This is a genomic window from Methylobacterium sp. E-025 (assembly GCF_022829705.1).
GTDB lineage: Bacteria > Pseudomonadota > Alphaproteobacteria > Rhizobiales > Beijerinckiaceae > Methylobacterium.
This window is the reverse complement of sequence record NZ_JAKSYR010000134.1, coordinates 1-19,873: the sequence shown is the minus strand read 5'-3', so window position 1 is coordinate 19,873 and position 19,873 is coordinate 1. Positions and strand designations below refer to the sequence as shown.

Genomic DNA, 19,873 nt, shown 5'->3' with positions numbered 1-19,873 from the left:
CGAGGCGATGCGGCAGGCGGTGCGCGAGATGGTGCGCCACGTCTGCGCCCGCACCGGGCTGACCCGCAACCAGGCCTACATGCTGTGCTCGCTCGCCGGAAACCTGCGCATCACCCAGACGGTCGACGGCAACAAGGGCGTTCACATGCTCATGCCCAAGACCGCCCTGACGACCAAGGCCTGAACGGGGCCATCACCGCGCGACCCGCGCGGGCGACCGTCACGGTGCGGGTCGTCCGCGCAGGTCGTCCGCGCAGGTCTTGCGTGGAGATCTTCCGCGCAGGTTGATCGCCGATCACAGGCCGGGTCCGCTCGCGACCGATCGGGGTCGAGAACCTCGAAACGCGGGGACCGTGCCGCGTCGGCCGGATCGCGCCGACGGTGGGAGGCGGGCGTTCTCCGGAGGTTCCCGTGTGCGGTCGCGAGGTAGATGCGGGTCCGACGTCCCGCGCTCGCGATCTTCGCGGCTGCCGGCTGCGCCGCGAGCTGCCGACCGAGGTCGCAGCGCCGGGCGCCCGACACCCGACGCGAGCGTCCCACCGTTCGCCGTCCTTTTCAGAGGTGAAGAGGGGGAGCTGTGGAAGTAGAGGTGCGATTGGTCGCAGAGATCTGCCACACCGCCGGAACTCCTGTGGCCTGCGCGCCTTCAGACAGGACACGAGCGAGGGCACCATGAGTGACGACACAGCGACCAAGACGGAGGCCATCGGCGCTCAGCCGCCCGGTCATCCGCTCGATCCCTCAAAGGCGCCGCCGCCCCTGGCTGAGAGCGCGGGACCAACCTCGCCCGGGTTGCCCGATCCAAAGCCAGACCGCACGCCTGAGAGCGGCGGTTACGACGGCAAGCCGCCGTCCACTAGCTCGAGCAACTCGAAGGGCGGCTATGGGGCAGGTTGAGGCACGGAGTAGGTTCGCGACTCAAAGTCGTGAACCTGGCAGGTGAGGCGAGATCCGCGTCAGTTGCGTTCCTGAGAATTGGAGCACGGGAACGCAGCCCATGGTAGAGTCTAAGGCGCGAGCAGCCGTGTTGGTCGTAGAGGACGAGCCAGTCCAGCTCATGGCGATGGTCGCGGCACTGGGTGATGCCGGCTTCGAGGTGGCCGAGGCAACAGGCGTAGATGCTGCGGTTGCTCATCTCGACGCTCGACCCGAGATTGTCGCGATGATTGCGGACGTGGATCTGGCCGGCGAGCCGTTGACCGGGTTCACGTTAGCGAAAGCGGTCGCGGCACGATGGCCGGAGGTCGCGATCCTCATCGTATCCGGGTTGGCGTCGCCGACCGAGGATCAGCTGCCGATGGCTGCACAGTTTATGCGCAAGCCGTTCTCAGACGAAATGTTGGTCAAAGCCACGCGACGGATCATATCGGCGCGCGGCATGGAGCTTTGAAGGTCGCCTCGTCGGTTCGCCGATCGAGGCGACATCGAGCTACGCTGCTCAGGCGGCTGCGCGACCTGGCCGGCCCAAACCAATATTTTTTGCGAGAGCAGACCGGGCCTCCGAGTACGAGGCGGCCGTCGTCGGATAATCGTCCGGCAGTCCGAACTTCGCCCGGTAGCCGCGCGGGTCGAGCCCATGCTTCGTGAGGTGTCGCTTCAACGTCTTGTATGATTTTCCGTCGATGAAGCTGACGAGCCCGTCGGGCCGGATCGACTTGCGGATCTGTGCCGCGGTGGGCTTCTCAACTTCTTCGTCCGGGGTGCTGACACCACCAGCCGCTGTCACGCTCGCGATGCCATTGAGGGTCGCATGAACGGTGCGGATCAAAGCGGGAAGTTCAGTTGCCGGCACGCGGTTGTTGGACACGTAAGCCGCTACCAGTTCGCCCGCCATTGCGAGCATGTCAGGGTTTAACCCCAGGTTTTCTTGCGTCACTTCGATTATCCTGTATGTACGCGACTGGCGTGAGATCTACCGATCTCTCGTCCAAATCAAGGCATGACTCGCACAAGATCGTGCGATCCTGCCGTGACCTGTACGCATGATCGACGGATAAGGTTTCCAGGAGAAGGCAGCCCGGCGCCCCATCGGGGCGGTCCCAGCTGCTTTCACCACGCTCCGCGGCAGTGCGGCGTCACTCAAGGTGCAGCCGTGGAGAAAGACTTCATCCGGAAAATGCGGTCAGCCGGGGCCGATGCGCATTAAAAAAGCCCCGGCCGCGTCTGCGGTCCGGGGCTCATTATCATGCGCAAGCCTGCGGCTGCTGTTCAGTACCCGTAGCCGTAGTACCCGCCGCACGAGCCTGGGCCATACCCATAGGCGCCGTACCCGTACGTGCCACCGTAACCGCAGTTTCCGTAGTAGCCGCCTAAGCCGTAGCCGACGCCCAGGCCAAGACCGACGCCCGCCAGACCGTAGCCAAGTCCCCGACCATAACCGCCGCGACCGTAGCCACCCGCGAAGCCGCGGCCGGCAAACCCACGTCCGACAAAACCGCCGCGGGGTGTGCCCTATACCGCCGCGAAAGCCGCCGCCGCCGAAGCCGCCACGGAAACCACCGCCACCGCCGTGGAAGCCGCCACCGCCACCGCCGAAGCCGCGGGCATCAGCGGTCACCGGCGTGAAAGCCAAGGCTGCAATCAGAGCCGTTGACGCAAAAGCAATTTTCTTCATTCCGTGAACTCCATAGCCGACCCATCAGAATCGGCCTGTTATAAAGGAGCAACTGCTAGACCTTGCGATAGTTCTCGCGACAGCGTGTCCTACGACACACGAAAATGTATCGGAGTGTTTCTTAGGGCTTCGCTTGGCTTTGGCGTTCAAAGCTTGGTCTTAGGGCCTGATGGTGTCGCGGTTGGCTCCACCGTCGGATGCGCGATCCGTAATCGGGTTGGGATGGCACCCAAATGAGGAGATGCATAACGCTCAAGCGACGGGAGTTCCTTTGGCACGACATAGTCCCCCCGCCGATGCGCTCAGCTCGGATATGACAGTGAGTTCGACCGGAATTTCGTAAAGCGGAGGTGCGTTTCCTATGCGTATGCCTTGACGATCTACCTCATCGGGTGGAGCGGTGGATCCTCTTGATGGAAGGGATCGTCGTGGACGAAAAACTCGAAGCTCAACCCTATAACTTCATCGAACTCGCCGCCGACCTCGTCGCGGCTTACGTGTCGAACAACAACGTGCCGGTGTCGGAGTTGCACAATGTGATCGCCAGCGTGCATGCGGCTTTGTCCGGTCTCAGCAATGGGGCGGCTGCTGAACCTGCCGGCCCCGAGAAGCCGACCGCGGCACAGATCCGTAAGTCGATCACGCCGGACGCGCTGATCTCCTTCCTCGACGGCAAGCCCTACAAGACGCTGAAGCGTCACCTGACCGTGGCCGGCCTGACGTTGGAGCAGTACCGTGCACGCTACGGTCTGCCGTCGGACTATCCGTCGACCGCCGCAAGCTATTCCGCTCAGCGGTCCGAGCTGGCGCGCTCGCTTGGCCTTGGCCAGCAGAGGCGTAAAGCAGCTCCCAAGGCTGCCGCGGCCGACGAGACAGTCTCCGAGGCGCCCAAGACCCGTGGTCGGAAGCCCAAGGCCGCAGGGGCGTCCGGGGCGGCTCCGAAGGCACGTGGGCATAAGAAGGTCGCCGGGACGGCCTGAGGCCGCTCAGCGCCCCGTTCCGGCACACCGCGGCATCCGTCGCGGTGATGTGCTTCTAACCGACTCCTGCCATCCTACACCCGGGCCACGTTGCGTATCGGCCTCGCTGGTGAGATCCGGGGTTCCCCCGTCCCGTGAACCGATCGGGGCGGGGCTGAACCGTCTGCTCCCGTGTGAAGGCTCGAAGTCTTCAACAGCATTGTCTTGCAAGGCAGCCCTCCCGTGCGCGCAGGCAACTGAGCGAAGCGTTGCACGTTGGGAATGGCGCTGTGTGGCGCTTGAGGCATCCCATGTTGTTGATCGCGTCCCTTGTCGCCGGCACCTTCGTGCTCGCGAGTTCCTTCTCCCTGATCGCCGTCCTGACGGACTGAAGACACACTTGCGCCGCTCGGGATCAGGCGGCCGGGCAGAGTCGGCTCACACCTCAACTGCCCGGCAAGCTTTCCGCAAAATCGTCCGGCACCTCGCCGAACTGGCCAAGGATCGTCGCGCCCTCCAACTCCCCGGCCTCATCGTCGGCGACGATCTTCAGTGCCGCGATGCCGGACATCGCCTCGGCCGTCTTTACCGCGCCGTTCTCGGTCGGCGCCACCTCGCGGTCGCCGGGCACCAGGCGCTTCCGCTCGATGATGAAGGTCTGCCCCACGAACGTCGTCTTCGCGCCGATGGTGCGTCCCCTCAGCCTTGTCTCGGCGGTCGATTGTCGAGCACGTCCCTAAACGGCTTCGAGAGAACGTGCCGGCCCGTTCCATCGTAGACCTCAACCGTCCAAGTCGACCAATCGCGTCGCGTGCTGCCAAGCATCACGTCCAGGACGACGCGCTCGGCATGCGCGCGCATCAGCGCCCAGGGTCGGCAGCCGCTTGCCCAGCCGATCGGCGATGAGGTCGTGCCCGTCCGTGCAGTGGAAGCGGTAAAGCGGTGTCGGCATTGGCCTTCTACCCCGCCCTCCACAGCATCCCACCGCTTCGCGCCCGGTTGTGATCGCCATGGTTGAACCGTCGATCCGCTTACTGTCTGTTCCTTGTATGTTCTTGGACAACTCGGAGCACCGATGCACCCCCAACCCTACGAACCGCCTGTGGAGATCCGTTCAACCGAGGCCGAGGCGATCGCATGGGCCTACCGGCTGGTCGCATGCGGCGACGCCTGGGCCGCGCTGGTCCGGGCGATCGAGGACGCGCTGTCCGACCTTGCGGAGGCCGAGCGCCGGACCGAGCAACGCGACCGGCTGATCTCGTACGGCTACGTCCGAGCTGGCGTGGCCGCGGCGCCGGCGAGCGACGCCGCGTGAGCCCCTACGCGGTCGATGAACTGATCCTCGGCAGCACGGATGCCGTCCGCGTGCCGGTCATCGGGCAAGCACTCTGCGCCGGCTTCCCGTCGCCCGCCGACGACTTCCTCGAAGGCGCGCTCGAGCTGCCGCGCTGGCTCGTGCCGAACCCGCCGGCCACCTTCCTGATGCAGATCCGCGGCGAGAGCATGCGCGGCGCCGGCATCCACGACCGAGACCTCGCCTGCATCGACCGCAGCCTCCGGGCCGAGGACGGCAGCGTCGTCGTCGCGGTGGTCGACGGGCAGCTCTCGTGCAAGCGCTACCGGATGGCCGGCAACCGGGCCCGCCTCGACTTCGACAACCCGGAAATGCTGGCGTTTGCCGTCGACGAGTACGGCGAGGTCGAGATCTGGGGCGTGCTGCGCTTCTCGATCCGCTGGCACCTCGCCCGCGGGCGACTGTCGTGAGTGGTCCGGCGCCGCGGCTGCGCGACCGGATCGGCGGAGGGCGCGCCATCGCGCTCATCGACGGCAACAGCTTCTACTGCTCGTGCGAGCGCGTGTTCGACCCGAAGCTTTCCGGCGTGCCGGTGATCGTGCTGTCCAACAACGACGGATGCGCCATCGCCAGGACGGCCGAGGCCAAGGCGCTCGGCATCCGCATGGGCGAGCCCTGGTTCAAGATCCGGGAGATGTGTCGGGTGAAGGGCGTGCGGGTGTTCTCGTCGAACTACACCCTCTATGGCGACATGAGCGCCCGGGCGAACGCGGTCTACCGCGACTTCTCCTCCATGGTGGAGATCTACTCGATCGACGAGAGCTTCCTCGACCTCTCGGACGTGCGGGCCGATCGCCGCGTCGCATTGGCCCGCGATCTGCGCGCCACGGTGCGCGCCTGGACCGGCATCCCGACCTGCGTCGGCATCGGCCCGACCAAGACGCTGGCCAAGCTCGCCAATCACATCGCCAAGCGCATCGCGCCGCTCGACGGCGTCTGCGACCTCACCGATCCGGGCGAGTACGACCACTGGCTCTGCCGCATCCCGGCCGGCGAGGTCTGGGGCATCGGCCGCGCCTCGCTCGCCAAGCTCGAAGCCATGGGCGTCGACAGCGTGGCCGATCTCGCCGACCTCGACCCCCGCCCGGTGCGCAAGGCGCTGACGGTGGTGGGCGAGCGCATCATCCACGAGCTGCGCGGCCTGTCGTGCCTGCCGCTCGGCGCGCTGCCGGCCCAGCGCAAGGGCTGCGCGGTGACCCGCTCGTTCTCGACCCGGATCGAGGACCGCGCCACGCTGGAGCAGGCGGTCTCGGCGCACGCCACGCGGCTCGGCGAGAAGCTCCGGCGCAAAGGCCTCGGCACGAACCACGTCTCGGTGTTCTACCATACGAGCGAGCACGACCGCGGCGCGCTGATGCGCTCGGTCTCGACCACCGTGACGCTGCCGGAGGCGACGAACGACACGCTGGCCCTGATCAAGGCAGCGCGGCTCGGCGTCGCCAAGACCTGGCGCGAGCCTGGCGCCCAACCGTGGCGGTTCAGCAAGGCCGGGATCGTGACCACCGACCTGATGCTGCTCGACGCCAGCCCACGCGCCCTGATCGGGCAGCTCGACCGCGCGCGCTCCGGGCCGCTGATGGCGGCGATCGACCCCTGCAACGCCCGCTTCGGCCGCGGCAGCGTCGTTCCGGCCCGCGCCGGCCTCGTCGGGAAGCGGACCTGGAGCACGAAGTTCGAGATGCGCACGCCGCGCTACACGACGCAGGTCGGCGAGCTGCCGATCGCGGTGGCCGGCTGATGGAGCGCCTGTGTGACTTGCGCGGGCGCCGGCTCGTCGTCGAGTGCCCGCCGTGCAAGCGGCGCGGCACTTACGACTTGGCTCGCCTCCGGCAGCGGTTCGGCGAGCACGCCGACCTCTACGACGTGTATCTCCGTCTGACCCAGACGTGCGGTCATCAGCAGGCGGCAGGCACCCGGCAGCCGAACCAGTATGGCCGGACGTGTCGCGCTGCGATCGGCGTCGAGGGCGGGGACGGGCGCACGGGCTTGCCGTCGCGCACCTGAGCAACGCCCTATGCCGGGATGCGCAACCTCGACCGCCTCGCGGTTGGCAGCTACGATCTCGTCCTCGACGGCGTGATCGTCGGCAGTGTGGTCCGGGAGGTCTCGGCCGATGGCGGTCATCGTGCCTGGCACGTGGAGCTGCTCGACGACCCGCCGCCTGATCGCCGCCCGAGCCCATTTCGTAAGATCGAGCACACCTCTCCTACGCTTGATGCCGCGACGGCATAGCTCGGCGGCGCGGTGGTCTCAGGTTCTCTTGAGGCAGCGTAGCGCACGGAGGGGAGGATCGGGCTGAGCCTCGGCATCGTCCTCTCGGCGGTCTTGCGCAACGCCGGGGTGCAGCGCGATCCAACTTCCAAAGGATGAGACCCCTTTGCCTCGTTCTTCCCCGGCTAGGCCCCGCTGGGCCCGGCCGAGGCGGGATCATCACGTCGCAGCCACAGCGTTGCTAGGCAAGGTCAACGACGATATCGCCCAGTTCGTCCTTGAGGCAGGCGTGGACGCGACGCAGCCATAGCTGGGCTTCAGCTTCGCCGGCTCTGGCCTCCTCGGCTTGCTTCTCCGCGAGCTTGGCTCGGGCTTCCGACAGACGGGCGAGTTCGTCGGCCTTGTCGGCTCGCAGTGTCGCAGCCTTGGCTGCCGCCTCCGCAGCTTGCGCACGCCGCTCGGCATCCTCGGTCTGCTTCACGCTCCGCCGGATGATCGACTGGGAGCGAAGCGAGACTTCCTGAGCAAAATCGCGTGCCCTGCGTACACGCGCTCCGACATCTCGGATTAGGTCGAGCGCGGCGGGCCAATCGACGACTGTCGGCTCGGCAAACGTCTCCTGCGAACCCGGCATGCTGGGCTCGGCGAAAAGGGGCACGACCTTCTTGCCCGACGTCACGTCGGCAGCCCATTTCGTGCTGCTGCGCGCAGCATCGCTGGGTTCGGCCTCGTCTCCGTCCTGGCGCGCATCGACGGTCCGGCGCTGAGCGTTGATCGACATCAGGCGGTCCGCTTCGCAGACGCTTCGACACTGAACTCGTTCGCGATCGTGTCGTAGACCCGCGACAGCCACTCTTCCGCGATGCGCGCGCGCTCCTCCGCCGCCTTCACACGCTCGTCGGCAGCATTGAGCAACACGTCGGCGCGGCTCTGGATGTCGGCGGTTCGCGCTTCGGCAGCGCGAACCCGTTCAGCGGCCAGCTTGAGATCCTCGCGGGCGCGTTCCAGCAGCTCCTGGACCCGCTGCTCTTGTTCCTGCGCCTGGGCCTCGACCTCGCGCGCATGGGTCGCCGCATGCCGAACGCGGTCGATCAGCAGCGACCAGTCCTGCGGCGACGACCGGCGCGTCGGCGGCTGGCCGCCGCCGATGTCATCGAGGGGGCCGACCAGCCGCAACACCTTCGAGAGCTGAGCGTCGGACCCCGGTTCGCCGACCGGGACGTCCAGCGGCGAGAGGCTTTCCCAAGAGAACTTCTTCGCCGGGTCCATTGGACTATCTCACTATTTGCTTAGGCTCGGACCACGCCAGCCTGCTCAGTTAACAGAGCGTTCGCAATGGTTAACAGAAGCTTAACGCAGTGGCTATCGCTGATGTCGCGGGCGTTCGCGTCGTCGGCGTTGTCAACTTAGTCGAAGGCGACCGCCATCCACTGCAGCAAAGCGTTCTCGACGGCTCGCTCCAGCCGGCCTGCGTGAAGTCGCTATGCTTAGGATGGCTTGGTACTGAGCGCCCCTTGAAGGCATTCACAGAACCGAAACATAGAGGCAGAAGCCTTCGCCTCGCTGTGTCGGGTTTGCCACAAAGCGGGCTTAAGTGGATCGGTCCGTTTCGAGGGCCGCCGCCGGCGCCCGTGGCATCCGCTTGCGGGCGTCCGTTCCGCCGGCCGCCCCGGTGACCTCGACGGGGGCTCTGCGTCGCTTGGGACGGCTGACAGCCGGCGCCTGCTCACCATCAACGGCAGCTCCCTTGTGGCCGAGATCGTCATCGCGCGACGTGGGCGCCGCCGCCGCAGATGTCAGCGCGATCGCCCACTGTACATCTGAAAGCATTCAACGCTCCTTATAGGAAAAAAACGAACAACCCATCCATGAGAGGACGAAATCTCATCCGAAAATTTCTGCGCGCATTCGACTAGACGTTGAAACTGGACGCTTGAACGAGCTTGAATCAAAAAACAACGCTCGATGTCAATCCGAATGTTCCCGCCGCATTTGGGATTCGCCTTTAATAGATTTGCGTGATATAAATCTACTTATGCCTATAATAGGCATTTAATGCGTATAGGATCGTCTTCGCGATGGCATGGTCATCTTTTCGGAACGTGCTGTCATCGCCGTCGACTGGCTCGTCGCTGAAGGATGCGCCGGTCGATGAGGTATCGAGACAGCCCAAGCCTGACATCGCCCTGCCCAAAGTGAACCTCGATGCGTTCGATAGCGCAATAAAACGGACGAGCGCCGCGCGCGCGGAGAAGCCATTGTCTCTCGACTCGATCGGCCAGCGCGATGAGGTCGTAAGGCAGCGCATCAATGCGATGATGGATCGCCTGGAGGACTTGAGGACATTGGAGGAAGATTTCTCTTCCATTCTCGAGCCGATCATCAGTATTAGCGATGAGCTGCCTCGCGCAAGCATGCGCATCGCCGAACTCGAGACGTCGCTTGCGCAGGAATTCCAATCGAGCCGAACGATCAGGCTCGAAGTCGCGGAGCTTCTCACCCGGTCGGCCGGTCTGGCGACCGAGCTCTCCGATGCCCTCGCGCGAGCCGATCGATCTGAGAACCAGTTGCGCGCCGCCGACGCTACGATCGCCGACCAGCGTGTCGAGATCCGCGACAAAGCGCTCTCCATCGAAAACATGGAGCGGCAACTCTTCGCTGAAGCCGAACAGGTGAAGGCTTTGAGCGGCGAGAACAAAGCCCTGCGGCTGGAAGCACAGGCCGCCGACAGCGCGCTCGCGCGATCGGAGCATGAGCTGCTCGGCGCCCGCGAGAGCCTTGGTGTCCTCGATGCGGACAACCGCCGCATGACGACGCTCAACGAGGAGCAGGCCGTCCAGCTCTCGGAACTGGAGAGCCGCCATCGAAGCTTGGAGGCTCTGGCCGACGTGGAGCGCCATCGCTTGCGGGCTGCCGAGAGCCAGCTCGCGAGCGAGGTCGCCGCGCGAGAAAGGAACGAGGCTCAACACGAGACGGACCTCAGCTTCTTGCGGACCGAGCGCTCCGGGTTGGCCATGAAGCTCGAAGCCGCGACCAATCGAGCGGAATCGAACGAGCAGCTGCTCGGCCAGGCACGCAACCAACTCCGTGAGAAGGATGAGGCGCACAGGATCGCGGATCGCAATTTCAAAGAGGCTAGCATCGCGCGTACCACTGCGGAGAGGCGCTTGGACTCCCTTCAGACCGATCTGGCGCGTCAGACCGAACGGTTCCTCGACATGCAGCGGTTGCGCGGTGAGCTCGAATCGCGCTGCGACATGCTCGGCAAGGCGCTGGCGGCTCGAGAGGCGGCGGTCGAGCAAGCCGGCATTCGCAACGCTGCCCTCGTCGAGCGCATCGAGCAGATGACCCATCGTCAGGAAGCGGCGCGCGCCGAGTTCGAGTTGGCAAACCGGCGGTTGACGGAGGACTTGCAGAACGAGCGCTCGGAGCGCGCTCTGGTCCAAGGCGCCTTGGACATCGCCCGGGAAACGCGTGTATCGCTTCAGAAGCAGTACGAAGTCCTCAAACGCTCGGGCCGAGGATGGCGGGCCGGGGAAGAGGATGCGTCTCCGGTTGGTGCCGAGCCAACGTCGGAGCCCGTCAGCAACGTCCGGCCGTTCAACGCAGCCGTTCAAAATTAACGATCAAATATTCATTGCGGAACAAGGTTTAGGATGAGCGATCCCGCCTCCAAAGACATGCCGTTCTCTACGGGTCAGTCGATGATGCTTCGTGCATGGCAATCGAACGCGACGAAGCCTGGAGAAAAGGTCGTCAGCTTCCTCCCCTCATCGGAAGGTGGGTCTGGAGCAATGTCGGCAAACCCGGAGAATGCAGGAGGGCCGCCCCTGAGGGAGTGGTCGGCCGCCGTCGATCTCATCGAAGAGGCGAGCGAAGCGATCCGCATCGGTGAGCAGCGAGCTGCGGAATTGGAAGCCCAGCTTACGCATGTCACCACCCAGGCATCGGAGGAGATGCGCCGGCTGAATCAGCAGATTTCGCTCACGGAGCAGAAGCTTTCTCGTGCCGAGGAGCGCGCGCGTCTGGCCGAAAGCCGGGCCCACGAAGCTGAGGCGTGGCTCGTCCGGCTTCACGACGCGGCAATCACGGCTTTCGGATCGAGGGCCGCACAGAAAGCCGCGTCCCTCGATGGCGAACCCTCTGACTGAATCGGACTCGGTGCAGTGTTCAGGTCGGACCCGACGTCCTCGTTTACGGCTACTTCCGCCGATCATGCTCAGGTGGGCTCGTCGAGCCTTGCTACACCGTTGCATTTTGCCAAGGTCAATCCGGGTGTCGTCCTTGAACTGATTGCGCAGGCCGAGACAGAAATTACCAGTTTCGAGCTTTGGCGCAACAAGATCCATTCTGATGCGTGCTTGCTGCTCGCTCGCATCAAGCAGGAACGCCTGGATTACGCTACGCAAATCAGGAACCTGGACCATGAGGTCAGGGTTTTACAGGAGAAATCCACCGAGGCAGAGCGTGTCGCCTATATGGCGCTCGTTGAGCTGGACGGCGCACTCCGTCTCTGCGAGATGGCAAATGCAAGAATTCTAGAAGCTGAAGAAAGGGCAGAAGCTGCCGAGAGGCGCGCTGAAAGCGCCGAAGGTTGGCTCGAGAAGGTACAGGCCGCCATTACGTTCGATTTGATAGATCAGCCGCGCGAGCGCCATGGCGGCGAATGAACGCTTCATCAAATTAAGAGATTTATACAAAAACTATCATTCGTCTCTATCTTGCCTGTGGTCATTTTGAAGGCCGACATCAGATAACGTGTTTTAAGGCTGGCTTCTCTGAAAATTCTCTCACGATAGTTTCCTGGACCCGCGCCAGCCACTCCTCGGAGATACGCGCACGCTCCTCGGCCGCCAGCAGTTTTTCGTCGGCAGCCTTTAGCAAGGCGTCGGCACGGCTCTGGATATCGGCAGAGCGTGCCTCGGCAGCTCGGACACGCTCAGCGGCATCCCGGACATCCTGCCGGACACGGTCGAGCAATGCCTGAACGCGCAATTCCTGTTCCTGAGCCTGCGCTTCAATATCACGAGCATGCTGGGCCGCCTGACGAACCCGTTCGATTGGTTTTGACCAATCCTCAGGTGGCGAACGAGGGTCGGAGGTAATCTCCGTTCCAACGCTGTCGAAGTGACTGACAAGCGGTAGCACCTTCGTGATATAAGTGCCGACAGCATCCCCTTGATTAGACGCATCGAGAGCTGAGAGGTATCCGAAAGGGAATCTCTTCACCGGTTTCATGGAGCTCCTTGGCGCGACGCGGGCGCCATTTAGATAGGCGGCGATTATTAATGATAGTAAATTTAAACTATCTAGTGTCCGGTTTGCAAGTCACGGCGTCCTAGCTCCGGCCGATCTCCACACAGCTCTCCCAGCCTTGTGCCGTGCCAAGGCCTTCCGCTGCCGATGGAGCTTGACCTTCAGCATGGGACCCCAGCGCCACGCGTTCTCGATACCGTGCAAGACCCTTTCCTGTTCGCGCATCGATCGGCCAACTCGACCGCAAGCGCTCCCGGCCGCTGATGGCGGCGATCGACGCCTGCAACGCCCGCTTCGGCCGCGGCAGCGTCGTCCCCGCCCGGGCTAGACTCGTGAGGAAACGGACATGGAGCACGAAGTTTGAGATGCGGACGCCGCGCTACACGAGCCGGGTCGGCAAGTTGGCGATGGCGCACGCGCGACCGGCGGTATGGCGGGCCGTCGCAGCAGGGTCGTCTTGTCGTGAAGTGCACACCTTTGAGGTGGCGTCCCGGGGGTACTGAGTATAGTCGGAAGCGAGAGAATCCGCGCCAGCTCATCCCGGTCTTCCCGCATAGGGCGGCCGTTGCCGGGACGATATCCATGGTGCGGATCGTCCCCCAATCCTCTACGTCTGCCCTTGCAACCTCTGATCGTCCTACTTTATCGGGCAGCTTGTGACGTAGGAGATAAGGATGCCCGACTTGAGGGGGCTGCCCAGGCTGCTGTGCCATCACGTTGCCGCGGCATGCGTTGCCGCTGCGCTCGCTACGCCGGCTGTAGCCGTGACTCCGGTCACGCCGCTCGAGGTGGAGAGCTGCGATGCATTCCTGACCGCATACGCCCAGTGTGCCGCAAGCCTCGGCGTGCCCGAGAGCGTTCGTCCCAACATCCGTCAGGGGATCAACACGCTGCGCGACACCTTCCGCGACACGCTCGCCCGCAACGGGACCGCTCGCCCAACGGTCGCCTACCAGTGCGCTCAGGCGCACGAGGCCGTGTGCAAGAGCATGGTCGATGCATTCAAGTGCGACTTCCCCGCCCTACCGCCCGCATCGCTGGTGCTGCTGCAGACGCCACCGGCAGCGATGGTCGCTCGTCCAGTCGAGCGTGCTGGAGATCCATCCATGGGGGGCGACGGTCTCGGACCCGAATCGGCCGGACCGGATGGTGTTCGACCTGGATCCGGGCGACGGCGTCGCGTGGGACGATCTCGTCGCCGGCGCGGTGGAGGTGCGCGAGCGGATGTCGGCTTCGGGCCTCGCCAGCTTCGTGAAAACCACCGGCGGCAAGGGGCTGCACGTCATCGTGCCGATTGAGCCGAAGGTCGGCTGGGACGAGGCGAAGGCCTTCGCGAAGCGCATCGCATCCGAGATGGCGAAGGACGTCCCCGACAGCTTCGTCGCGACCGTGTCGAGGAAGGCCAGGGAGGGACGGATTTACGTGGACTACCTGCGCAACCAGCAAGGCGCGACCGCCGTCGCGGCCTTCTCCACCCGGGCGCGCCCCGGGGCGCCCGTATCCGTTCCCATCGATTGGAACGAACTTCCGTCGCTCGGCTCCGGGGCGCGCTTCGACGTTACAAGCCTGCTGGGGCGCCTGTCCGCATTACAGCGCGATCCCTGGACTGGGTTCGAACGCGCGGCTCGTCCGCTCGAAGTTGCTGGGCGCCGACCCCGTCGACGGACCTCGTAGGCGAAACCTGACGCTTGGTACCCATTCACGAGGGGCGTTTGGGCTGGCGACCAGACTTTGGTCCTTCGTCCCGAAGCGGATGTTCCACCGTCGACCCAAACTCGCCGCTCAAGGCTGCTCGCGCCGGGCCCGAAAGCGGTCATTCGACCAACTGCCGTCCTTGCAGCAGCGAACCCAATAATGGCCGTTCGCCCGTCCGCGGCCGCGTTCGAACCGAAAAAGAAGTGCCTCGGCCGGGTGCGGTCATTCGATCGCTATCGGCGTTTCGTTCAGGAGGCCTGGGACATCCTGCCGGATCGCGTAACGATGCGTGCGAGCGACATCACGCTCTGGATCAGTGCCGATTTGGTCCAAGAGCCCTACCAGCATGGGCAGATCCAGAGCTTGGACACAGTCAGGAAGCGATCAAGGAGCTGGTGTACCGCAAGCGATATTTCGTGAGCGATGGCGACGACGACGAGGATGCGGCGGAGGAACGAGCAAGGTGTCTTAGAAGAGACCTATCTTCCTTCTTCCCCTAGCGGATACTGAGACCAGTATCATCCCCTGCACGCCGGGTAAGAAAACATGTGGCTCTCCGACGAAGCCAGGCCCAATCGAAACGACGCCCTGTTCGCTCGACGAAGATCCCGCGAATGTCCCTGAGCGTGAAGGGGTTAAGCCGCCGCTGGCACCTTCCGTTCGCAGGCAGGCTCAAGAGGGCTGTTGCTCGGGGATAGGTCTGTTCTCAGCATACAATTGTCGGCAGCGATCCAGGCAGGATTAAGGATCGATTAAGCCGCCGTGAGCGAGACATCGCGTAAATGTTGGTTTCAAAAATGGTGGATCGCCCGATCCTGGAGTTCACGCTGATGAACACCCCCTTGTTGCGATCTTCCAATGAGGCCGAGCGCCTTGCCGCCCTGCGTGACCTGAACATCCTTGATACCGCACCGGAGACCCAGTTCGATGCGATCTGCCGTACGGCGCAGGTCTTGTTCGGAATGCCGATTGCCCTGGTCTCGCTCCTCGACGAAGACCGCCAGTGGTTCAAGGCGCGCTGCGGGCTGAGCCACGACGCAACGTCCCGGGACGTCGCATTCTGCAACCATACCATCCAGGCCGACGAGGTCCTCATCGTCGAGGATGCCCGTGACGATGCCCGGTTCAAGTCGAACCCCCTGGTCACGGGGGAGCCGGGCATCCGCTTCTATGCCGGCGCACCGCTGATCCTGAGGTCCGGCATCCGCGTCGGATCACTCTGCATCATCGACACCGAGCCGCGACGCTTCTCGAGCGAGCAGGGCCGCCAGCTCCGCGACCTGGCCGAGGTCGTGACCGCGAACCTGCGCGTCTACCAGGATCGTACCGAGCATCGCCGCGTGGCGGCGACGCTGGCGGATACCGATGATGCGTTGCGCGACGCCCGATCCCGCTACGCCTCACTCGCCGATGCCCTGCCGCAGATGGTGTGGACCGTCTCGCCCGAGGACCGCGTCACCGCCTACCGGAACGCGAGCTTCCGTGCCTACTACGGCGAGGCCGACGGTTCGCGCGGCCGGGCCCACAGCCGCAATCATCCGGGTGACGTCGACCGCATGTCGAGCGCCTGGGAGGCCGCGGTCTCGAGCAAGCAGGCTTTCGAACTCGAAGGTCGCCTCAGGCGGCATGACGGCGACTACCGCTGGCACCGGATCGTCATGATCCCGCTGAAGCGCAGCGGAGAGGTGATCGAGTGGCTCGGTACGGCGCTCGATATCGACCACATCATCGCGGCACAGACCGCGCTGAAGGCGACCGGAGACCTCCTGCGTCTCGCCCAGGAGGCGGCCGAGGCGGGCATCTGGGAGTGGGACATGCGCGACGACGTCGTCCGGCTCTCATCGATGAGCGCCCGCATGCACAACCTTCCGGTACCGGTCGGCCAGGACGCGATGGAGATCCCGCTGGCCGATTGGAAGGTGCAGGTCCATCCCGACGACCTTCCTAAGGTCTGGGACGAGGTAAAGCGCGCCATAGCCGATCGGACCACGTACAGCTGCGAGTTCCGCATTGCCAATCCTGCGGTCCCGGCCGAACCGCGATGGATGCAGTCTTTCGGTCGCATGCTCGACGACGCGGCCGGCGAGCCCGTCCGCTGCGTCGGCCTCCAGATCGACATCACGGATCGAAAGGTCTCCGAGGCGCGCATCGCCCACGTCGCGAGTCACGACAACCTCACCGACCTACCCAATCGGGTGGTCTTCCACGCGACGCTCGAAAGATGCCTCGCGGATCTCGGAAACGGTCAAGCCGCGCTGCTCTGCCTCGACCTCGACCGCTTCAAGACCGTCAACGACACGCTCGGACACCATGCCGGGGACAGGCTCCTACGCGTCGTCGCCGACCGTTTGAGGGACTCCGTCGGGAATGAGGGCGTCATCGCGCGCCTCGGCGGGGACGAGTTCGCGATCATCCTGCCCGGGGCCGGGCTTGAGACCGCTCAGGCGCTCGCACGGACCGTCATCGACGCCATCGGCCAACCGATCCATCTCGGCAGCCAGGTGGTGACCATCGGCGCGAGCATCGGGATCGCGCTCGCACCGGAACATGGACTGGAGGTGGATCTCCTGCATCGCCATGCCGACCTCGCCCTCTACCGGGCCAAGGGGGCCGGACGGAACAGCTCCCAGGTCTACACCAAGGGAATGGACGAAGCCCTGGAGGACAGGAACAAGCTTGAGTTCGACATGCATCTCGCCCATCGCAAGGCGGAGTTTCGGCTGTATTATCAACCCGTCGTCGCACTGACGGACGGGCAGGTCCGTGGCTTCGAGGCCTTGATGCGCTGGCCGCATCCGATCCGCGGAATGGTCTCGCCGGCCGAATTCATCCCGATCGCAGAGGAGACCGGCCTGGTGGTTCCCCTCGGGACCTGGGCTCTGGAGGAGGCCTGTCGCTTCGCCGCGTCGTGGCCGATCCAGGCGCGCATCGCCGTCAACGTCTCGGCGGTCCAGTTCCAGCAGCCCGGCCTTGAAGCGGCCGTTGCGAACGCCCTTGCGGTCTCCGGTCTCGCGGCCAACAGGCTCGAACTGGAGATCACAGAGAGTCTGATGATCCAGGATGGCGACGCGGTCATCGCCTGCCTGCATAGGCTTCGGTCCCTCGGCGTCCGCATCGCCCTGGACGATTTCGGGACGGGGTACTCCAGCCTGAGCTACCTTCGGCGCTTCCCGTTCGACAAGATCAAGATCGACCGGTCGTTCGTACGCGAGATCGACGACCCCGACGCGCAGGCCATCGTCCGCGCCGTGGTCAGCATCGGCGAACGTCTTGGGACCGCGATCACCGCCGAGGGTGTCGAGACTGAGGATCAACTTGCCCTGGTGACACAAACGGGATGCACGGAGGTTCAGGGTTTCCTGTTCGGCAAGCCGATGACGCCCGAGCAGGCCCTGGCTTTCATGAGAGAGCAAACCCCGCGGAAGGCGGCGTGAAGCAGCCGTCATGCTACAACCGCAAGATCAATGCCTGCTTGAGGACCGGACGCGACTGAAAGCAGCCAGACGTTTCCCTCCCCGAACGGTCATTCCGGATCCGACTCGGCCCGGCTGACATACCCGGCTTGCCTCGGCTTCCGATGCAGACGCTCGGACATGCTGGTGCTGTGCTGCGCCAATCGGGACATCACGCGGACCTCCGGCCGGGTTCGCGGGAGAACGTGGCTAGGCGGTGGTTAGGCGTCGGGACTTCGCGTGGCGCCGTGACGGTGATGACGACCTCTTGACCGACGAATTCAACACTATCGGCGCACCGGCGTGTGTTGCGCCGCCCGACCGCTTCGGGCGCCTTCCCACGTGGCAGCCAGCGCGGCGGTACGGCCGCGCTGGCCCGACCCGGCTCAGCGCAGGAGCTGGAGGATGCCCTGGTTGGCGCTGTTGGCCAGCGACAGCGCCGAGATCGCCAGCGACCGGCGCGTCGACAGTCCGTGACCTCCGTTATCTCGATCGACCGGATTGCTTCGGCAACCTTGCGGCCTTGCAACCCCAGGACATCCACCTGACGCAACTTCGCGACGATTTCTCCAGCCGTATGCTGCTTCCGACCCATGATGACATCCCCTACATCGCTCAGGGAGGACCACTTTTCAGGGGCAGGCCAGCTTAATCGTCGAAGCCTTCCAGAACGACTTTGCCCTTCGCGCGACCGCTCTCGATCAGTGCATGAGCCCGCGCGAGGTTGGTGGCATTGAGAGGTCCGAACGACTCATTGAGCGTGCTGTGGAGTTTTCCCGCGTCGATCAGGCGGGAGACCTCGGTGAGGATCTCGTGCTGCCGCTCCATGTCTGCCGTTCCGAACAGCGAGCGGGTGAACATCAGCTCCCAGTGAAGCGACAGGCTCTTTGGCTTGAGCGGCATCACGTCGAGGGTTGCGGGATCGTCGATCAGGCCGAGCCGCCCCTGCGGCGCAAGCAGCTCGATGATCTGAGGCAGATGCGCATCGGTCCCTGTCGTCGCAAACACGAAGCCCGGTACGCTGACCAGACCCAGGGCCGCTACCTCGGCGGCGAGCGGCTTGGAATGGTCGACGATGTGGTGGGCGCCGAGATCCCGGCACCATTGTGCGGTCTCGGGGCGCGACGCGGTAGCGATCACCGTCAGTTCGGTAAGCTGCCGGGCGAGCTGAATCGCGATCGACCCGACGCCACCCGCGCCGCCTATGATCAGGAGCGCAGTCGCGGCGCCGGGCACTGGCTTGGAGACGTCGAGACGGTCGAACAGCATCTCCCAGGCGGTCAGCGCTGTGAGCGGCAATGCGGCGGCGGCCGAGAAGCCCAGGGTGTCGGGCTTCCGCCCGACCAGGCGCTCGTCCACGCATTGCAGGGTAGCGTTGCTGCCAGGTCTATCGAGGGCACCGGCATAGAACACCGCGTCGCCGGGCTTGAACAGGCGCGCCTCGGGACCGACGGCCGTGACGATTCCGGCCGCATCCCAGCCGAGAATCTTCGGCGTGCAGGCCTGCTGATAGACCCCCTGCCGCACCTTGGTGTCGATCGGGTTCACGGAGACGGCGTGGACGCGCACGAGCAGGTCGCGGCCGGTGGGGACGGGATCGGCGAAGGTCGTGTCCACAAGCGCGCCCGGCGCCGCGATTGGTGAACCTTCGGTGTAGGTGACGGCACGCATGGCTCTCTCCTAACGCTTGGTTCGATGTCGCCCAGGGATGAAGGGCCTTGAAGCCAGCTCATATAGGCCGGGAAACGGATCGGATGAGTGCCGGGTGGGGGCTGCCGCCATTGACGGCGCCGTGGGACCGAACGGCTCAAGCGTCGTTCACGCCGGCATCGGACGACGGCTCGGCATATCGACATTGATCGACCCCCACGAGGCAGTCGCGGCCCACGTCTCCATCATGACGCCGGATCGCTCGCGGGCCCGCCGCCGTAAGGGTGCTTCATTCCAAGCCTGGGCGTCGGCGGGCGTGTCGAAAGCATCGGGGGCAACGACGGCATCTCGCGGAACGCCTGCGCGATTGAAGGCCGAGGATGCCCTGACTGTCCGGCGCGTTTCCATTTCGATGGATCCGCGTCGTACATTCCATGCTTCAGGTCGGATCGATAGTTATCCAGAGTTCGTCAAGTGACTGATCTACGCGATAGAGGCGAAGCGCACGGAAAGACCAGCCCGGAGAGACCGCTCCTGATGCGAGGTCGAAGGAGGCCAAGTGCCTCGGACAATGGATCCGGCCCGCCGCGCAGCGTCCAAGCGACAGGTCAGCGCCTTCGTGAGGGCAAGCCCGCTCCGCCGCGACAAGCCTTGCGCCGTCCCGCATGAGGATCAGGTGTTG

19 protein-coding genes and 3 pseudogenes are annotated in these 19,873 nt (G+C 64.6%); 14 read left to right on the top strand and 8 right to left on the bottom strand.

Annotated features, from left to right (window positions below; genetic code table 11):
- A pseudogene (locus MKK64_RS19325) lies at positions 1-184 on the top strand (amidase); the annotation flags it as partial.
- An 813-nt stretch (positions 185-997) separates the two neighbouring features.
- Positions 998-1,390, top strand: a complete 393-nt coding sequence (locus tag MKK64_RS19320; protein ID WP_147840939.1) for a response regulator — start codon at positions 998-1,000, stop codon at positions 1,388-1,390.
- A 48-nt stretch (positions 1,391-1,438) separates the two neighbouring features.
- Here the strand turns inward: MKK64_RS19320 and MKK64_RS19315 are convergent, their stop codons facing one another.
- Positions 1,439-1,834: a MucR family transcriptional regulator gene (locus MKK64_RS19315; protein ID WP_147840978.1), complete on the bottom strand. Its 396-nt coding sequence runs from the start codon at positions 1,832-1,834 to the stop codon at positions 1,439-1,441.
- 612 nt (positions 1,835-2,446) lie between these two features.
- On the opposite strand from MKK64_RS19315, the gene MKK64_RS19310 reads away from it, so the two are divergent.
- Entirely contained in the window at positions 2,447-2,593 is a 147-nt protein-coding gene (locus tag MKK64_RS19310) for a hypothetical protein (RefSeq protein WP_243936531.1), read from the top strand.
- A 434-nt stretch (positions 2,594-3,027) separates the two neighbouring features.
- On the top strand, positions 3,028-3,594 hold the full coding sequence (locus MKK64_RS19305) for a MucR family transcriptional regulator (RefSeq protein ID WP_243936530.1): 567 nt from the start codon (positions 3,028-3,030) through the stop codon (positions 3,592-3,594).
- 424 nt (positions 3,595-4,018) lie between these two features.
- Here the strand turns inward: MKK64_RS19305 and MKK64_RS19300 are convergent, their stop codons facing one another.
- Entirely contained in the window at positions 4,019-4,261 is a 243-nt protein-coding gene (locus MKK64_RS19300) for a hypothetical protein (protein ID WP_243936533.1), read from the bottom strand.
- Positions 4,262-4,675: 414 nt separating this feature from the next.
- On the opposite strand from MKK64_RS19300, the gene MKK64_RS19295 reads away from it, so the two are divergent.
- The 4 genes from MKK64_RS19295 (at position 4,676) to MKK64_RS19280 (ending at position 7,159) form a co-directional block, all read left to right on the top strand.
- Positions 4,676-4,888 (top strand): hypothetical protein, encoded by a 213-nt coding sequence (locus tag MKK64_RS19295; RefSeq protein WP_409567976.1) that lies wholly within the window; start codon positions 4,676-4,678, stop codon positions 4,886-4,888.
- Complete coding sequence (locus MKK64_RS19290) at positions 4,885-5,337, top strand: LexA family protein (protein WP_243936529.1); 453 nt, start codon at positions 4,885-4,887, stop codon at positions 5,335-5,337. Before MKK64_RS19295 ends, MKK64_RS19290 begins: the two co-directional genes overlap by 4 nt.
- On the top strand, positions 5,334-6,665 hold the full coding sequence (locus MKK64_RS19285) for a Y-family DNA polymerase (protein WP_243936528.1): 1,332 nt from the start codon (positions 5,334-5,336) through the stop codon (positions 6,663-6,665). The genes MKK64_RS19290 and MKK64_RS19285 overlap by 4 nt, the downstream gene beginning before the upstream one ends.
- Before the next feature lie 284 nt (positions 6,666-6,949).
- Entirely contained in the window at positions 6,950-7,159 is a 210-nt protein-coding gene (locus MKK64_RS19280; RefSeq protein ID WP_243936527.1) for a hypothetical protein, read from the top strand.
- A gap of 220 nt (positions 7,160-7,379) precedes the next feature.
- Here MKK64_RS19280 and MKK64_RS19275 read toward each other — a convergent pair whose 3' ends face one another.
- Positions 7,380-7,919: a hypothetical protein gene (locus MKK64_RS19275; RefSeq protein WP_147725139.1), complete on the bottom strand. Its 540-nt coding sequence runs from the start codon at positions 7,917-7,919 to the stop codon at positions 7,380-7,382.
- Positions 7,919-8,407 carry a hypothetical protein gene (locus MKK64_RS19270; RefSeq protein ID WP_147840948.1) on the bottom strand — a complete coding sequence of 163 codons (489 nt, stop codon included), beginning with the start codon at positions 8,405-8,407 and terminating at the stop codon, positions 7,919-7,921. The genes MKK64_RS19275 and MKK64_RS19270 overlap by 1 nt, the downstream gene beginning before the upstream one ends.
- An 809-nt stretch (positions 8,408-9,216) precedes the next feature.
- Here MKK64_RS19270 and MKK64_RS19265 point away from each other — a divergent pair.
- The 3 genes from MKK64_RS19265 to MKK64_RS19255 all read left to right on the top strand — a co-directional run bounded on the left by MKK64_RS19265 (position 9,217) and on the right by MKK64_RS19255 (position 11,808).
- Positions 9,217-10,761 (top strand): chromosome partitioning protein ParA, encoded by a 1,545-nt coding sequence (locus tag MKK64_RS19265; RefSeq protein WP_243936526.1) that lies wholly within the window; start codon positions 9,217-9,219, stop codon positions 10,759-10,761.
- Between the two features lie 33 nt (positions 10,762-10,794).
- Entirely contained in the window at positions 10,795-11,289 is a 495-nt protein-coding gene (locus MKK64_RS19260; RefSeq protein ID WP_243933503.1) for a tropomyosin, read from the top strand.
- A 72-nt stretch (positions 11,290-11,361) separates the two neighbouring features.
- A complete protein-coding gene (locus tag MKK64_RS19255; protein WP_243936524.1) occupies positions 11,362-11,808 on the top strand; it encodes a hypothetical protein in 447 nt (148 codons plus the stop codon).
- 79 nt (positions 11,809-11,887) lie between these two features.
- On the opposite strand, the gene MKK64_RS19250 is transcribed toward MKK64_RS19255, so the two are convergent.
- On the bottom strand, positions 11,888-12,376 hold the full coding sequence (locus MKK64_RS19250) for a hypothetical protein (protein WP_243936522.1): 489 nt from the start codon (positions 12,374-12,376) through the stop codon (positions 11,888-11,890).
- A 236-nt stretch (positions 12,377-12,612) separates the two neighbouring features.
- Here MKK64_RS19250 and MKK64_RS19245 point away from each other — a divergent pair.
- The 3 genes and pseudogenes from MKK64_RS19245 to MKK64_RS19235 all read left to right on the top strand — a co-directional run.
- Positions 12,613-12,813, top strand: a pseudogene (locus MKK64_RS19245) (DUF4113 domain-containing protein); the annotation flags it as partial.
- 577 nt (positions 12,814-13,390) lie between these two features.
- The gene (locus MKK64_RS19240) at positions 13,391-14,068 is read left to right on the top strand and encodes a DNA polymerase domain-containing protein (RefSeq protein ID WP_409567975.1); all 678 of its coding nucleotides are present in this window, start codon (positions 13,391-13,393) and stop codon (positions 14,066-14,068) included.
- An 803-nt stretch (positions 14,069-14,871) separates the two neighbouring features.
- Positions 14,872-17,523 carry an EAL domain-containing protein gene (locus MKK64_RS19235; RefSeq protein ID WP_243936518.1) on the top strand — a complete coding sequence of 884 codons (2,652 nt, stop codon included), beginning with the start codon at positions 14,872-14,874 and terminating at the stop codon, positions 17,521-17,523.
- Between the two features lie 460 nt (positions 17,524-17,983).
- On the opposite strand, the pseudogene MKK64_RS19230 reads toward MKK64_RS19235, so the two are convergent.
- The 3 genes and pseudogenes from MKK64_RS19230 to MKK64_RS19220 form a co-directional block, all read right to left on the bottom strand.
- Positions 17,984-18,136 (bottom strand): annotated as a pseudogene (locus MKK64_RS19230) (IS3 family transposase); the annotation flags it as partial.
- Between the two features lie 53 nt (positions 18,137-18,189).
- Complete coding sequence (locus MKK64_RS19225; protein WP_243936516.1) at positions 18,190-19,212, bottom strand: zinc-binding alcohol dehydrogenase family protein; 1,023 nt, start codon at positions 19,210-19,212, stop codon at positions 18,190-18,192.
- A gap of 418 nt (positions 19,213-19,630) precedes the next feature.
- The gene (locus MKK64_RS19220) at positions 19,631-19,858 is read right to left on the bottom strand and encodes a Rieske (2Fe-2S) protein (protein ID WP_243936532.1); all 228 of its coding nucleotides are present in this window, start codon (positions 19,856-19,858) and stop codon (positions 19,631-19,633) included.
- Between the last annotated feature and the right edge of the window lie 15 nt (positions 19,859-19,873).

Excerpts from the sequence above, each read along its gene's own strand:
- MKK64_RS19265 (WP_243936526.1), top strand. The coding sequence starts at position 9,217 with ATGGCATGGTCATCTTTTCGGAACGTGCTGTCATCGCCGTCGACTGGC.
- MKK64_RS19320 (WP_147840939.1), top strand. The coding sequence starts at position 998 with ATGGTAGAGTCTAAGGCGCGAGCAGCCGTGTTGGTCGTAGAGGACGAG.
- MKK64_RS19250 (WP_243936522.1), bottom strand. The coding sequence starts at position 12,376 with ATGAAACCGGTGAAGAGATTCCCTTTCGGATACCTCTCAGCTCTCGAT.
- MKK64_RS19270 (WP_147840948.1), bottom strand. The coding sequence starts at position 8,407 with ATGGACCCGGCGAAGAAGTTCTCTTGGGAAAGCCTCTCGCCGCTGGAC.
- MKK64_RS19260 (WP_243933503.1), top strand. The coding sequence starts at position 10,795 with ATGAGCGATCCCGCCTCCAAAGACATGCCGTTCTCTACGGGTCAGTCG.
- MKK64_RS19315 (WP_147840978.1), bottom strand. The coding sequence starts at position 1,834 with ATGGCGGGCGAACTGGTAGCGGCTTACGTGTCCAACAACCGCGTGCCG.
- MKK64_RS19275 (WP_147725139.1), bottom strand. The coding sequence starts at position 7,919 with ATGTCGATCAACGCTCAGCGCCGGACCGTCGATGCGCGCCAGGACGGA.
- MKK64_RS19225 (WP_243936516.1), bottom strand. The coding sequence starts at position 19,212 with ATGCGTGCCGTCACCTACACCGAAGGTTCACCAATCGCGGCGCCGGGC.
- MKK64_RS19220 (WP_243936532.1), bottom strand. The coding sequence starts at position 19,858 with ATGCGGGACGGCGCAAGGCTTGTCGCGGCGGAGCGGGCTTGCCCTCAC.
- MKK64_RS19240 (WP_409567975.1), top strand. The coding sequence starts at position 13,391 with ATGCATTCAAGTGCGACTTCCCCGCCCTACCGCCCGCATCGCTGGTGC.
- MKK64_RS19280 (WP_243936527.1), top strand. The coding sequence starts at position 6,950 with ATGCGCAACCTCGACCGCCTCGCGGTTGGCAGCTACGATCTCGTCCTC.
- MKK64_RS19305 (WP_243936530.1), top strand. The coding sequence starts at position 3,028 with ATGGAAGGGATCGTCGTGGACGAAAAACTCGAAGCTCAACCCTATAAC.
- MKK64_RS19235 (WP_243936518.1), top strand. The coding sequence starts at position 14,872 with ATGTTGGTTTCAAAAATGGTGGATCGCCCGATCCTGGAGTTCACGCTG.